Source organism: Vibrio sp. Vb1729 (assembly GCF_033338655.1).
Classification (GTDB): domain Bacteria; phylum Pseudomonadota; class Gammaproteobacteria; order Enterobacterales; family Vibrionaceae; genus Vibrio; species Vibrio alginolyticus.
This window is the reverse complement of record NZ_JAWOTB010000012.1, coordinates 45,731-59,318: the sequence shown is the minus strand read 5'-3', so window position 1 is coordinate 59,318 and position 13,588 is coordinate 45,731. Positions and strand designations below refer to the sequence as shown.

General features: G+C 45.5%; 14 protein-coding genes. 11 read left to right on the top strand and 3 right to left on the bottom strand.

The genetic code is table 11. The features are described 5' to 3' along the window. Positions 1-82: 82 nt before the first annotated feature. The 8 genes from nrdR (at position 83) to pgpA (ending at position 6,360) form a co-directional block, all read left to right on the top strand. Positions 83-532 (top strand): transcriptional regulator NrdR, encoded by a 450-nt coding sequence (gene nrdR / locus R7E29_RS08705; RefSeq protein ID WP_005381578.1) that lies wholly within the window; start codon positions 83-85, stop codon positions 530-532. Between the two features lie 7 nt (positions 533-539). Further along, entirely contained in the window at positions 540-1,667 is a 1,128-nt protein-coding gene (gene ribD, locus R7E29_RS08700; RefSeq protein WP_017635684.1) for a bifunctional diaminohydroxyphosphoribosylaminopyrimidine deaminase/5-amino-6-(5-phosphoribosylamino)uracil reductase RibD, read from the top strand. A gap of 8 nt (positions 1,668-1,675) precedes the next feature. Continuing rightward, positions 1,676-2,329, top strand: a complete 654-nt coding sequence (locus R7E29_RS08695) for a riboflavin synthase (protein ID WP_005383626.1) — start codon at positions 1,676-1,678, stop codon at positions 2,327-2,329. Between the two features lie 172 nt (positions 2,330-2,501). Then, positions 2,502-3,611 carry a bifunctional 3,4-dihydroxy-2-butanone-4-phosphate synthase/GTP cyclohydrolase II gene (gene ribBA, locus R7E29_RS08690; protein ID WP_005381573.1) on the top strand — a complete coding sequence of 370 codons (1,110 nt, stop codon included), beginning with the start codon at positions 2,502-2,504 and terminating at the stop codon, positions 3,609-3,611. A gap of 169 nt (positions 3,612-3,780) precedes the next feature. Beyond that, a complete protein-coding gene (gene ribE / locus R7E29_RS08685) occupies positions 3,781-4,251 on the top strand; it encodes a 6,7-dimethyl-8-ribityllumazine synthase (protein WP_005381572.1) in 471 nt (156 codons plus the stop codon). Then, a complete protein-coding gene (gene nusB / locus R7E29_RS08680; protein ID WP_005381571.1) occupies positions 4,251-4,718 on the top strand; it encodes a transcription antitermination factor NusB in 468 nt (155 codons plus the stop codon). Before ribE ends, nusB begins: the two co-directional genes overlap by 1 nt. Positions 4,719-4,796: 78 nt before the next feature. After that, positions 4,797-5,762 carry a thiamine-phosphate kinase gene (gene thiL / locus R7E29_RS08675; RefSeq protein ID WP_047102095.1) on the top strand — a complete coding sequence of 322 codons (966 nt, stop codon included), beginning with the start codon at positions 4,797-4,799 and terminating at the stop codon, positions 5,760-5,762. Positions 5,763-5,853: 91 nt separating this feature from the next. Beyond that, a complete protein-coding gene (gene pgpA, locus R7E29_RS08670; protein ID WP_005381569.1) occupies positions 5,854-6,360 on the top strand; it encodes a phosphatidylglycerophosphatase A in 507 nt (168 codons plus the stop codon). A 58-nt stretch (positions 6,361-6,418) separates the two neighbouring features. Here pgpA and dxs read toward each other — a convergent pair whose 3' ends face one another. The 3 genes from dxs to xseB are packed head-to-tail and all read right to left on the bottom strand — an operon-like array spanning position 6,419 to position 9,453. Continuing rightward, on the bottom strand, positions 6,419-8,284 hold the full coding sequence (gene dxs, locus R7E29_RS08665; RefSeq protein ID WP_054576936.1) for a 1-deoxy-D-xylulose-5-phosphate synthase: 1,866 nt from the start codon (positions 8,282-8,284) through the stop codon (positions 6,419-6,421). A 20-nt stretch (positions 8,285-8,304) separates the two neighbouring features. Continuing rightward, positions 8,305-9,189 carry a (2E,6E)-farnesyl diphosphate synthase gene (gene ispA, locus R7E29_RS08660; RefSeq protein WP_042521208.1) on the bottom strand — a complete coding sequence of 295 codons (885 nt, stop codon included), beginning with the start codon at positions 9,187-9,189 and terminating at the stop codon, positions 8,305-8,307. A 21-nt stretch (positions 9,190-9,210) separates the two neighbouring features. Further along, positions 9,211-9,453 (bottom strand): exodeoxyribonuclease VII small subunit, encoded by a 243-nt coding sequence (gene xseB / locus R7E29_RS08655; RefSeq protein ID WP_005381566.1) that lies wholly within the window; start codon positions 9,451-9,453, stop codon positions 9,211-9,213. 263 nt (positions 9,454-9,716) lie between these two features. Between xseB and pomA the strand changes: the two genes are divergently transcribed. The 3 genes from pomA (at position 9,717) to thiI (ending at position 13,100) form a co-directional block, all read left to right on the top strand. Next, positions 9,717-10,478 (top strand): flagellar motor protein PomA, encoded by a 762-nt coding sequence (gene pomA, locus R7E29_RS08650; RefSeq protein WP_005381564.1) that lies wholly within the window; start codon positions 9,717-9,719, stop codon positions 10,476-10,478. 14 nt (positions 10,479-10,492) lie between these two features. Continuing rightward, positions 10,493-11,440 (top strand): flagellar motor protein MotB, encoded by a 948-nt coding sequence (locus R7E29_RS08645; protein ID WP_042521210.1) that lies wholly within the window; start codon positions 10,493-10,495, stop codon positions 11,438-11,440. A gap of 211 nt (positions 11,441-11,651) precedes the next feature. Then, positions 11,652-13,100 (top strand): tRNA uracil 4-sulfurtransferase ThiI, encoded by a 1,449-nt coding sequence (gene thiI / locus R7E29_RS08640; RefSeq protein ID WP_053302994.1) that lies wholly within the window; start codon positions 11,652-11,654, stop codon positions 13,098-13,100. Positions 13,101-13,588 lie beyond the last annotated feature (488 nt).

Here is a 13,588-nt window from a genome sequence, read left to right as displayed (position 1 = left end):
TTTAATAGAGTCCGTATAACCATGAACGCGTGGTTATCCGTGATTGCTCATGAGGTTATTTTGGTATAGATATGGAGGTGATATGCATTGTCCTTTTTGTTCCGAGAACGATACCAAAGTTATTGATTCCCGCTTAGTGGCTGATGGCCATCAAGTTCGACGTCGCCGTCAGTGCTTGGCGTGTAGCGAGCGTTTCACTACGTTTGAAAGCGCAGAGTTAGTGATGCCTAAAGTGATCAAATCGAATGGCAACCGTGAACCATTTGATGAAGATAAAATGGTTGGCGGTATTCAACGCGCTTTAGAGAAACGCCCAGTGAGTGCCGATTCTATAGAGTTAGCGATCAGTATGATCAAATCACAACTGCGTGCGACGGGTGAGCGAGAGGTTCCGAGTGAAATGATTGGTAATTTAGTCATGGACCAGCTCAAAGAGCTCGATAAGGTGGCTTACATTCGTTTCGCTTCCGTTTACCGCAGCTTTGAAGATATTCGCGAGTTTGGCGAAGAGATTGCCCGCCTAGAAGACTGAGTAGCTCATGACTCAACACACTCTTGAAAGAGCGTTTTCTGATTTAGATTTCGCCATGATGTCACGAGCTATTAAGTTAGCGAAACGTGGCATTTATACCACCGCCCCTAATCCAAATGTAGGGTGTGTCATCGTTCGTGATGAAGAAATTGTCGGTGAAGGTTATCACCATCGTGCTGGTGAGCCGCATGCCGAGGTGCACGCGATGCGCATGGCGGGTGAAAAAGCAGTTGGTGCAACCGCTTATGTGACGCTAGAACCTTGCTCTCATTACGGCCGTACACCGCCATGTGCCGAAGGGCTGATTAAAGCCAAAGTGGCACGTGTGGTTTGCGCCATGGTAGACCCAAACCCGAAAGTTGCAGGTCGCGGCATCCAGATGTTACGTGATGCCGGAATTGAAGTACAAATCGGCTTGTTAGAGCAAGATGCCCTTGCCCTTAACCCTGGTTTTATAAAGTACATGCGTACAGGCATGCCGTTTGTTCAATTAAAAATGGCAGCCAGTTTGGATGGGCAAAGCGCACTCAGTAATGGTCAGAGCCAATGGATCACCTCCCCAGCGGCCCGCCAAGATGTGCAGCGTTATCGAGCGATAAGTGGTGGCATTCTTTCTACTAGCAAAACGGTGATTGATGATAATGCATCACTCAATGTGCGCTGGGATGACTTACCTAATAGTGTTCAAGCGCAGTATTTACAAGAAGAGCTTCGTCAACCAGTACGTGTAATCTTAGACCGTCAGAACCATTTAACTGATGCGCTCAAGCTGTTCCATACCGATGGAGAACGAGTTATTGTTCGCTCTGATGGAGACTGTATCCCTCTATTGGACAGCGCTGACCAAATTGACTTATCAACGACATTAAAACGTATCTCGGATGAGCACCACATCAATCACTTATGGGTTGAAGCTGGAGCTACGCTAGCGAGTGCGATGATAAAGGCTAATCTTGTAGATGAGCTCATTGTTTACCTTGCGCCAAAACTCATGGGCAGCGATGGTCGGGGGCTTATCGGTGCTTTAGGGTTAAGCGCTATGGCTGACGTCATAGATTTAAACATTACAGACGTTCGTATGGTTGGGGTAGACATTCGCATCACCGCCACCATAAAACGTAATGAAATTAGATAAGAAATAGTATGTTTACAGGAATAGTAGAAGCAGTGGGCAAGTTAGCTGCGATTACGCCGAAGGGCGAAGACATCACCGTCACGGTTGAAACGGGTACGCTTGATATGTCAGACGTTAAGTTAGGCGATAGCATTGCGACCAATGGTGTTTGCTTAACGGTAGTTGACTTCGGAAGCCACTATTACAGTGCTGATCTGTCATTAGAAACCTTGAAGAAAACTGGGTTTGCTGATTACCAAGTAGGCGATAAGGTGAATCTAGAAAAAGCCATGTTGCCAACAACGCGATTGGGTGGACATATCGTTTCTGGCCATGTCGATGGGGTTGGTGAAATTGTCGAACGCAATTCAGTTGGCCGTGCGATAGAGTTTTGGGTTGCAATGCCTGCGGAAATTAGCAAGTACGTTGCAGAGAAAGGCTCGATTACTGTTGATGGTATTAGCCTAACCGTCAACGACTTACGTAAAAATGCTTTTAAGCTGACGATCGTTCCTCATACGAGTGAAGAAACTACGATTGACCAGTTTCAAGTGGGGCGCAAAGTCAACTTAGAAGTTGATGTACTTGCGCGTTATATGGAGCGTTTACTGCAAGGACAACAAGAAGATAAGGCCGAGTCTCGTATCACGATGGACTTTTTACAGCAAAACGGTTTTGCATAAGTCTTGGGAGTGGCTGCGTGAGGCATGCGATAAAGAGCAGACTCACAGAACACCGCGAGATTCATTGACTTGCTTAATGCAAAGCCAAACTATTGACCTAACTAGCATTCACTGCAACGTAATTTTTCATTGCTGTCGCAATAACAAATTTAGAATAACGGGATAACAGACTATGCCAATCAGTACGCCACAAGAAATTATTGATGATATTCGCGCAGGCAAAATGGTCATCCTAATGGATGATGAAGACCGCGAGAATGAAGGTGACTTGATCATGGCTGCCGAGCATATTACGCCGGAAGCCATCAACTTTATGGCAACCTATGGCCGTGGCCTGATTTGTTTAACCATGACCAAAGATCGTTGCGAAAGTCTAGGTCTGCCACCAATGGTGCAAGACAATAATGCGCAATACACCACCAACTTTACTGTTTCGATTGAGGCAGCAGAAGGGGTAACGACTGGTATTTCAGCCGCAGATCGCGCACGTACCGTTCAAGCAGCAGTCGCGCCAAACGCTAAAGCTGCGGATTTGGTGCAGCCTGGTCACATCTTCCCTCTCGCAGCTCAAGACGGCGGTGTACTGACTCGCGCAGGTCACACTGAAGCTGGCTGTGATTTGGCTCGTCTTGCTGGTTTAGAGCCAGCATCGGTGATTGTTGAGATCTTAAATGACGACGGCACCATGGCTCGTCGCCCAGATCTAGAGATCTTTGCAGAGAAGCACGGTATTAAATTGGGCACTATTGCCGACCTAATTGAGTACCGCAATAACACTGAGACAACGATTGAACGTGTGGCAGAGTGCAAGCTACCGACAGAGTTTGGCGAGTTCACGTTAGTCACTTACAAAGACACCATTGATAACCAAGTGCACTACGCAATGTGCAAGGGCGATTTGAAAGAAAAAGCGCCACTGGTTCGCGTTCATCTTCAAGACGTTTTTACCGACTTACTACGTAGCGATCGTAATGCAGAGCGCAGCTGGACACTAGATAAGGCAATGAAACGCATTGGTGAAGAAGGCGGTGTGCTGGTTGTTCTTGGCCATGAAGAATCGACCGATCTACTTATTCATCGCGTGAAGATGTTCGAAGCGCAAGACAAAGGTGAAGCCCCAACGCTTGCTAAAAAACAAGGCACGTCTCGCCGTGTTGGCGTTGGTTCACAGATTCTTGCGGATCTCGGTGTACATGATATGCGCCTTCTGTCATCGACCAACAAAAAGTACCACGCGTTAGGTGGTTTTGGTCTGAACGTTGTTGAGTACGTCTGCGAGTAACAACCGAACAATAAGTTCCTAGTCTTTGACGTGCTTAACTCGTCAATGGCTAGGAACCGGTGATTTGCCTCCAATTTCCATTAGATATTGCTCACAAATTTGTGCTAGAATCCGGCGATTCTCACTTGATGAACATATTTCACTTATAAATAGAGTTAAAGGAAAGCTTATGAAAGTGATCGAGGGTGGCTTCCCAGCGCCAAATGCAAAAATTGCTATCGTTATTTCTCGTTTCAACAGTTTTATTAACGAAAGCCTACTTTCTGGTGCGATCGATACACTAAAGCGTCACGGACAAGTAAGCGAAGACAACATCACGGTTGTGCGTTGTCCAGGTGCCGTAGAACTACCTCTAGTAGCTCAGCGTGTTGCTAAAACTGGCAAATTCGACGCTATTGTTTCTCTAGGGTCTGTTATTCGCGGTGGAACGCCTCACTTTGACTATGTTTGTAGTGAAATGAACAAAGGTCTAGCACAAGTGTCTATGGAATTCAGCATTCCAGTAGCATTTGGTGTTTTGACTGTTGATACGATCGATCAAGCGATTGAACGCGCAGGAACCAAGGCTGGTAATAAAGGTGCAGAGGCTGCACTAAGCGCACTTGAAATGATTAATGTACTATCTGAAATTGATTCCTAATGGGGGCCAGTGTGAAACCAGCCGCACGTCGTAACGCACGTCAATTCGCTCTACAGGCGATCTACTCATGGCAAATTACTAAAGAGAATGTTGCCAAGATTGAAGAACAGTTTTTGTCTGGCGACAAATACGATGAAGAAGAACTTCATGCATCTGAGCCAGCGCTTGCTGCTCCAGAGACAGACGTAGCTTACTTCCGTGAACTATTAAGCGGTGTTGTACTTAGCCACGCTGAGCTAGATAGCAAAATTCGTCCATACATCTCTCGTCCTATGCAGGATTTAGATATGATGGAACTTGCTCTTCTTCGCCTTGCTATGTACGAGATGACTCGTCGCGAAGATGTTCCTTACAAAGTTGTTATCAATGAAGCGATTGAACTTGCAAAAGTTTTCGCAGCAGAAGATAGCCACAAGTTTGTGAATGGTGTACTTGATAAAGCAGCACCTCACATTCGTAAGAAATAACGATTTCTTCAATGAAAAGGTCAGCACATGCTGACCTTTTTTGTATCAAAAGCTTTTACATCAAAAAGTAAGTGAATTATGTCTGGTGAATTTAATCTGATAGACAAATACTTCGTCGGTCGTCAGAGCCAACGTAAAGATGTCCATCTAGCCGCTGGTGATGATTGCGCTTTGGTCAAAGCGCCAGCTAATGTTCAGATTGCGATTAGCACGGATACATTGGTAGCTGGAACGCATTTCTTAGCCGACGCGAACCCAGCATGGGTCGCACACAAAGCATTGGCTTCTAACATCAGTGATTTGGCGGCGATGGGCGCAACGCCTGCGTGGGTGAGCTTTGCATTAACGATGCCTGAGCCAGATGAAAAATGGCTTGCTCCTTTCTGTGATGCATTTTTCGAACTGGCTGATTACTATGGTATTCAGTTAATAGGCGGTGATACCACCAAAGGGCCATTGTGTCTGACACTCACGGTGCAAGGTTTTGTACCTGAAGACAAAGCGCTCACGCGATCCGGAGCCAAGCCTGGGGATTGGGTATATGTAACGGGAAACCTTGGCGATGCAAAAGCTGGCTTGGATGTGATTCTAGATGACTCTCTGCGCAGCAGAGCCGGCGCGGAAGCACTAGAGCGAGCTCATTACCTTAGTTCTCCGCGTGTGCTTGCTGGACAAGCTCTTGTTGGCTTAGCCTCGTCGGCGATAGATATTTCAGATGGTTTAATCTCTGATATTAAGCACATTTTACAGCGATCTCAGGTTGGGGTTAGTATTGATGTCTCTCAGCTACCGATCTCTTCAGAATTAGTCCAGTTTTTAGATGATAAGATCAGCGCGCAGCAGTATGCTTTAGCAAGTGGCGAAGAATACGAGTTGTGTTTTACCGTGCCGGAGCAAAATCGAGGCTCGTTACAAAGCGCTTTATCTCATACTGGCTGTAAGGTCACATGTATTGGTCAAATCCGACCAAATGGAACCTTCGAGCTGCATGATAACAATCAACCACTTGATTGGGACTTAAGTGGCTTCGACCACTTTAAATGATCTGAGCTAAGCTCTAGCCAAGAGCCTGTTACTATTGAGTAACTCGCAGGCATGACGATTGAAACCAAACTAGCAGTATAGGTTTAAGGATATGACCAACCCTCTTTCTCTGATTTCATTAAAGAATCCGTGGCATCTATTGGCGACGGGTTTTGGCAGTGGATTATCCCCGTTTATCCCTGGAACAATGGGCACACTGGCGGCCGTGCCTTTCTTTTTGCTGTTGGCACAATTACCATTTACGGCGTATGTCATTGTTGTTCTGATTTCGTGTGTGATCGGCATTCAAATATGCCAAGTGACGTCTGCAGACATGAAAGTACATGATCATGGTTCAATCGTATGGGATGAGTTTGCGGGCTTTTGGATTACGATGAGCATTGTACCTGCACTGAATATTCCACTCACTGAATGGAAGTGGTTGATCACTGGCTTCATCTTATTTCGTTTTTTCGATATGGTAAAACCTTGGCCAATTGGGTGGCTAGATAAGCGAGTTCACGGTGGGCTGGGTATTATGGTTGATGATATCGTGGCGGGAATTATGGCTGGTGTTGCCCTGTTTCTAGTCGCAAAATACGCTGGCTGGATGAATTAAACCATGAACTAAACACTGGACGTAAAAAAGGGATGCCATGAGCATCCCTTTTTACATGCTATTTTGCTAAATAATCCAAGATGGCTTTTTCAATTCCTTTTGCATCGAGACCAAGCTCTTCATGCAGTTCATCTTGTGTTCCCTGATGAATAAACTCATCGGGTAAACCTAGGTTTAAGACTGGCTTAATGATTTTATCTTTCATCATGAACTCAACGACACCCGCACCTGCACCACCTGCGATAACATTTTCTTCTAACGTCACGAGCACGTCATGATCTGCGGCTAATTGACGAATTAATGCTTCATCGAGCGGCTTCACAAAGCGCATATCAGCAACAGTGGCGTTAAGGTATTCTGCCGCTTCTAGCGCGTTACCCAAGAAAGTACCAAAGCTCAGAATAGCAACTTTTTCACCTTGGCGAACCATGCGCCCTTTACCGATTTCTAACGCCGTAAACTCAGTTTCGATTTCTACGCCCATGCCGCTACCACGAGGGTATCGAACCGCACTCGGGCCAGAATGCTTATGGCCAGTGTAAAGCATTTGTCGGCACTCGTTTTCGTCGCTTGGCGCCATGATCACCATGTTCGGAATACAGCGCATAAAGCTCAAATCGAACGCACCTTGGTGAGTTTGACCATCTGCGCCAACGAGACCTGCGCGGTCGATCGCAAACATCACTGGTAAGTCCATGATCGCGATGTCGTGGATCAATTGGTCATAACCACGTTGCAAGAAAGTCGAATAGATAGCAACGATTGGATGATCGCCCGCAATTGCCATGCCTGTTGCCAGTGTCACTGCGTGCTGCTCAGCAATCGCCACATCAAAGTATTGGTCTGGGTACTCTTTTGAGAAACGCACCATACCTGATCCTTCGCGCATTGCTGGCGTAATTGCCATTAGCTTAGGATCTTGGGCCGCCATGTCACATAAAAAGTCACCGAAGATCTTTGAGTAAGTTGGCTTACCGCCACTGCTCTTCGGCAGACAATTATGCGTTGGATCGAATTTAGGAACACCATGGTAGCCGATAGGATCTTTCTCGGCAGGCTCATAACCTTTGCCTTTCTTGGTCATGATGTGCAGGAATTGAGGGCCTTTGAGCTCACGCATGTTTTTTAGCGTTTTGACGAGTTCATTGACGTCGTGTCCATCAATCGGGCCAATGTAATTAAAGCCGAACTCTTCGAACAGAGTACCAGGCACTACCATGCCTTTGAGGTGTTCTTCCGTACGGCGAACCAACTCTTTAATAGGTGGAACACCAGACAGCACTTTCTTACCGCCTTCACGGATAGAAGTGTACAAGCTGCCAGAAAGTACTTTCGCAAGGTGGTTATTCAGGGCGCCGACGTTTTCTGAAATCGACATTTCGTTGTCGTTCAAAATCACCAACATATCAGGATGAACGTCGCCAGCGTGGTTCATGGCTTCGAATGCCATGCCTGCTGTAATTGCGCCATCACCAATCACACTGACGATTTTGCGACCTTTACCTTCTTTTTGTGCGCTGATGGCCATGCCAAGACCTGCACTAATCGATGTCGAAGAGTGGCCGACAGATAAGGTGTCATATTCACTTTCTTCACGCCAAGGGAAAGGGTGTAGACCATCCTTTTGGCGAATTGTTGGCATTTTATCGCGACGTCCGGTGAGGATTTTATGCGGGTAAGCCTGATGACCAACATCCCAGATCAATTTGTCGATAGGGGTGTTGTAAACATAATGCAGAGCGACAGTTAGCTCCACGGTGCCTAAGCCAGACGCTAAGTGTCCGCTAGATTGGCTCACTGAATTTAGCAGATACGTTCGCAGTTCATCACACAGATTTGGTAATGTTTCTTTCGGAAGAAGACGTAATTCTTCCGGTGTATTTGCTAACGCCAGTGTTGGGTACTTTGAAATATCAAGAGTCATATAAATGCGCGCTTATAGTGTTAATTTTTGCGCTCGATGACATATCGGGCGAACTCTTCGAGTAACTGAGTATTGTATGGGATAGCTTCCAATGCTTGAAGTGCTTCCTGTAACAGAGTGTGAGCTTTCTCTATGGCTCCCTCTAAACCCAGCAGGGAAGGATAAGTGCTCTTATTCAGACCTTGGTCGGAACCTTGAGGCTTACCCAGTGTTTCTGTGTCACTGATGATATCAAGAATATCGTCTTGAACCTGAAACGCCAAACCAATTGCTTTTGAGTAGCGCTCCAAGTGAGGTAGAACCTCGATACCTTTCTCACCAGCAGCTAATGCACCTAATTTTACCGCACAATCAATCAGAGCTCCGGTTTTTTTACGGTGTATCTCTTCCATTTCTTCAAGAGAAACTAGGCGATTTTCCGCGCCTAAATCTAAGGCTTGCCCTACACACATGCCGCTGGCACCAGAGGAATGCGCTAAGGCTTTGATCATATTGATGCGTTGAGCTTCTGCCGCCGAGCTTAATTGACCATCAGAAATAATAGTGAAGGCAAGAGTTTGTAGTGCATCACCTGTCAGTATTGCGGTTGCTTCATCAAACTTAATATGACAAGTTGGTTGACCTCGACGCAGTTCATCATCGTCCATGGCTGGCAGATCATCATGAATGAGTGAGTAGGCATGTATACATTCGATAGCAGCGGCGGGGGTGTCTAAGTCTTCAGGTTTACAGCCGAGCATTTGACCTGTGATGTAAACAAGAAAAGGGCGAACGCGTTTCCCACCTAGCAAAAGGCCGTATTTCATTGCTTGAATCAATGGCTGCTCTTGATATGGAAGCTGATCGAGCCACAAATTCAATTGCTGATTGTTTCTTTGTTGAAAAGACGTCAATGTCTGTTGCATCACATTGCTCACTACTGATTGTTATTCTGAATCTGGTTTGAAGTCACTCAGTGGTGCTTCATCATCTTCACTAAGAAGAATGCTCACGCGCTGTTCGGCGTCGCTTAATTTAGTTTGGCCTGCACGAGCTAAGGCAATGCCTCGTTCAAACTTACGCAGGGCATCATCTAGAGCAAGATCGCCATTTTCTAATTGATCAACCAAGCTATCAAGCTCTTCAATGGTTGCTTCAAAGGTCATGTTTTCTGGTTTCTTGACCGCCATCTTTTTTCTGCCTTAATCAAGCCTCGGGTAAGATGCACGAAAGTTACCTTAGCCTAGTAACTTGGTCAAATTTAACCTTATATAATTGTCACAAAATTAGCGTTCAACGAGTCTAAGCGATGAAACCCCATATTTTGGTTGAGGTTGTTAAGTGTAATTTGTGATCCATTAGCTAAGATTTTTCTAAAAATTCTGCGCGAGTTGTCGATACAGGTAATAATCCGCCCAATGGCAGTATTTGAGTATAGCGTGAGGAGTGCTTTGTGGATTTAGCAACCCTATTAGGTTTGATTGGTGGTTTTGCATTCGTCATTATGGCGATGGTGCTTGGTGGCAGCATCGGCATGTTTGTCGATGTCACGTCGATCCTTATTGTCGTTGGCGGCTCAATATTCGTCGTGTTGATGAAGTTCACAATGGGACAGTTTTTTGGTGCGACAAAGATTGCTGGCAAAGCCTTCATGTTTAAAGCGGATGAACCCGAAGACCTGATCGCAAAAATTGTGGAAATGGCCGATGCGGCGCGTAAAGGTGGTTTTCTTGCTCTTGAAGAGATGGAAATAAACAACACATTCATGCAGAAAGGCATTGATCTACTGGTTGATGGCCATGATGCCGACGTTGTGAGAGCGGCACTCAAAAAAGACATCGCGCTTACGGATGAACGACATACGCAAGGTACTGGCGTATTTCGCGCCTTTGGCGACGTTGCTCCTGCGATGGGAATGATTGGCACCTTGGTTGGTCTTGTTGCGATGCTTTCAAACATGGATGACCCTAAAGCGATTGGACCAGCAATGGCCGTTGCACTCTTGACCACATTGTATGGCGCGATCCTGTCCAATATGGTGTTTTTCCCTATTGCGGATAAGCTTTCTCTTCGCCGTGACCAAGAAACGCTAAATCGCCGTTTGATCATGGATGGCGTATTAGCGATTCAAGATGGCCAAAACCCGCGAGTGATCGATAGTTACTTGAAGAACTACCTCAATGAAGGTAAACGTGCCCTTGAGATTGACGAGTAACTTGGAGAGTCGTGATGGATGATGAAGATAACAAATGCGATTGTCCGCCACCTGGCCTCCCGTTATGGATGGGGACATTCGCAGATTTGATGTCGCTACTGATGTGTTTCTTTGTTCTTCTGCTCTCTTTTTCTGAGATGGATGTACTGAAGTTCAAACAAATTGCAGGATCAATGAAATTTGCCTTCGGTGTGCAAAATCAGCTTGAAGTGAAAGACATTCCCAAAGGCACTAGCATTATTGCCCAAGAGTTTCGACCGGGTCGGCCGGAACCAACTCCGATTGATGTCATCATGCAGCAAACCATGGACATCACTCAGCAGACGCTCGAATTTCATGAAGGGGAGTCTGATCGAGCTGGTGGCACAAAACGTGATGAAGGCAAGTTAACGGGTGGGCAATCGCCAGAAACGTCAACTCAAAACAATGAATCTGCCGAAGCGGACATGCAGCAACAGCAATCTAAAGAGATGTCGCAAGAGATGGAAACCTTGATGGAAAGCATCAAGAAAGCCTTAGAGCGAGAGATTGAACAAGGCGCCATTGAAGTTGAAAACCTCGGTCAGCAGATTGTTATACGTATGCGTGAAAAAGGTGCATTCCCAGAAGGTTCGGCCTTCTTGCAGCCTAAGTTTCGTCCTTTAGTTCGTCAGATTGCAGAGCTAGTAAAAGACGTGCCAGGCATTGTTCGAGTATCTGGCCATACAGACAATCGACCGCTAGACTCGGAACTTTATCGTTCTAACTGGGATCTCTCTTCTCAGCGTGCAGTATCAGTCGCGCAAGAGATGGAGAAAGTGAGAGGCTTCTCTCATCAACGTTTAAGAGTACGAGGCATGGCGGATACGGAACCCTTGTTACCGAATGATTCTGATGAAAATCGCGCGCTTAACCGACGGGTTGAAATCAGCATTATGCAAGGCGAGCCTCTCTACAGTGAAGAAGTGCCGGTAATTCAATAACTAGGCTTTAGTTTTAAGTCAGTAAAGAGATAAGAAAGCGAGCAGATTGCTCGCTTTTTTTGTTTTTCCAATCCGCTTGGGTGTATAATCTTGCGCCTTAAAAGTGAGCTCAGACTACTTTTTGTGACTGAAACGCGGTTTTACTGCGTATGAAGTATTGAAGTTGAGTGTCACTCTTTGTTGATTGCGAAACTAACCTGCGAATTAGACTATGAAATTTATTGTAAAGCCCCATCCAGAAATTTTTGTAAAAAGTGAATCTGTGCGTAAGCGCTTCACAAAGATTTTAGAGTGCAACATTCGTAACATCATTAAGAGCCGCACGGAGTCTGTCGCGGTATTTAACCGTCGTGATCACATTGAAGTGACCTCTGAGAGTAACGAATTCCACGCTGAAGTTCTTGAGGTTTTGACTCATACACCAGGCATTCACCACGTACTGGAAGTGAAGCAAACTGAATTTAAAGACTTGCACGATATCTTCGAGCAAGTGCTAGAACTCAACCGTGCTGCACTCGAAAATAAAACCTTTGTTGTACGTGCGAAGCGTCGTGGCAAGCATGACTTTACCTCCATTGAACTAGAGCGTTATGTAGGCGGTGGTTTAAATCAAGCGATTGAAAGCGCTAGTGTTAAGCTACGAAACCCAGACGTGACGATCAAGGTAGAAGTCTCGAACGACAAGCTAAACCAAGTATTGTCTCGTCATAAAGGCCTAGGTGGTTTCCCTCTGGGTACGCAAGAAGACGTGTTAAGCCTGATCTCGGGTGGTTTCGATTCTGGTGTTTCAAGCTATCTTCATATCAAGCGTGGTTCAAAAGTACATTACTGCTTCTTTAACTTAGGTGGTCCAGCACACGAAATCGGCGTTAAGCAGGTTTCTCACTACCTATGGAACAAATACGGTTCTTCAGCAAAAGTACGTTTTATCTCAGTTGATTTCGAGCCTGTGGTTGCGGAAATCCTAGAGAAAGTCGATGACGGCCAAATGGGCGTGATCTTGAAGCGTATGTTTATGCGTGCAGCAGGCATGATCGCTCAGAAGATGAAGATCGAAGCATTGGTAACAGGTGAAGCACTAGGTCAAGTATCGAGCCAAACGCTAACCAATCTACGCCACATCGATAACGTAACTGACACGCTGATTCTGCGTCCACTTATCAACTGGGATAAAGAAGACATCATCAATCTAGCACGTGAAATCGGCACAGAAGATTTCGCAAAGACAATGCCAGAATACTGTGGTGTTATCTCTAAGAAGCCAACCGTGAAAGCGGTGAAAGGCAAGCTAGAAGCTGAAGAAGAGAAATTCGACTTTAGTATCCTTGAGCAAGTGGTTCAAGAAGCTCGCATGATGGACATTCGTGATATCGCGAAAGAGTCTGAGCAAGCCGCACCAGAAGTAGAGCAAGTTCAAGCGGTAGAAGAGCACGCGGTTGTGCTAGATATTCGTAGTCCTGAAGAGGAAGACGATAACCCACTTGAAATCGAAGGTGTGGATGTGAAACATATCCCTTTCTACAAGCTGGGTACACAGTTTGGTGACTTAGACCAGTCTATGACATACCTACTTTACTGTGACCGCGGTGTGATGAGCCGTCTGCAAGCGCTTTACTTGCAAGAGCAAGGCTTCAGCAACGTAAAAGTTTACCGTCCATAGCTGACTGATAAAATACGTTAAAAGGCGCAAATTGAGACATCAATTTGCGCCTTTTTTGTTTTTGATCGCGTTACAGACAACCATTACTTAGCATAATGTTGAGGCTCATCGCAAAGCCATACACTTTGTGTTGATATAACGATAATTAATCCGAAAGAAGAGTAATAAAGTGATATTGCTGCCAGATATGCGGATGAGATTTTTGATAGATAAAAAAACACCGCCTAATTTAGGCGGTGTAACAAATTTGACAGACAGGTCAAAAATAAATACAGGAAGTATATGTTTTGTCACAGGGAGTGTGGACAAAACATTATGGTAGAAATCTACCTAACTCGAAATACGAGTTTGCAAACACAACATCGCAACAACGAAGCCAATTGATTTCCAAAGAAATCAAGCCGTTCAGGCCCGTGTTGCGGGGTGAAATATAGAATTTATCTGGCTGTTCGACAACGGACATTTTATAATGTTTCAGATTAAAAAAA

Excerpts from the sequence above, each read along its gene's own strand:
- ribD (WP_017635684.1), top strand. The coding sequence starts at position 540 with ATGACTCAACACACTCTTGAAAGAGCGTTTTCTGATTTAGATTTCGCC.
- ribBA (WP_005381573.1), top strand. The coding sequence starts at position 2,502 with ATGCCAATCAGTACGCCACAAGAAATTATTGATGATATTCGCGCAGGC.
- R7E29_RS08695 (WP_005383626.1), top strand. The coding sequence starts at position 1,676 with ATGTTTACAGGAATAGTAGAAGCAGTGGGCAAGTTAGCTGCGATTACG.
- xseB (WP_005381566.1), bottom strand. The coding sequence starts at position 9,453 with ATGGCGGTCAAGAAACCAGAAAACATGACCTTTGAAGCAACCATTGAA.
- thiI (WP_053302994.1), top strand. The coding sequence starts at position 11,652 with ATGAAATTTATTGTAAAGCCCCATCCAGAAATTTTTGTAAAAAGTGAA.
- nusB (WP_005381571.1), top strand. The coding sequence starts at position 4,251 with ATGGGGGCCAGTGTGAAACCAGCCGCACGTCGTAACGCACGTCAATTC.
- ispA (WP_042521208.1), bottom strand. The coding sequence starts at position 9,189 with ATGCAACAGACATTGACGTCTTTTCAACAAAGAAACAATCAGCAATTG.
- nrdR (WP_005381578.1), top strand. The coding sequence starts at position 83 with ATGCATTGTCCTTTTTGTTCCGAGAACGATACCAAAGTTATTGATTCC.
- pgpA (WP_005381569.1), top strand. The coding sequence starts at position 5,854 with ATGACCAACCCTCTTTCTCTGATTTCATTAAAGAATCCGTGGCATCTA.
- dxs (WP_054576936.1), bottom strand. The coding sequence starts at position 8,284 with ATGACTCTTGATATTTCAAAGTACCCAACACTGGCGTTAGCAAATACA.
- thiL (WP_047102095.1), top strand. The coding sequence starts at position 4,797 with ATGTCTGGTGAATTTAATCTGATAGACAAATACTTCGTCGGTCGTCAG.
- R7E29_RS08645 (WP_042521210.1), top strand. The coding sequence starts at position 10,493 with ATGGATGATGAAGATAACAAATGCGATTGTCCGCCACCTGGCCTCCCG.
- ribE (WP_005381572.1), top strand. The coding sequence starts at position 3,781 with ATGAAAGTGATCGAGGGTGGCTTCCCAGCGCCAAATGCAAAAATTGCT.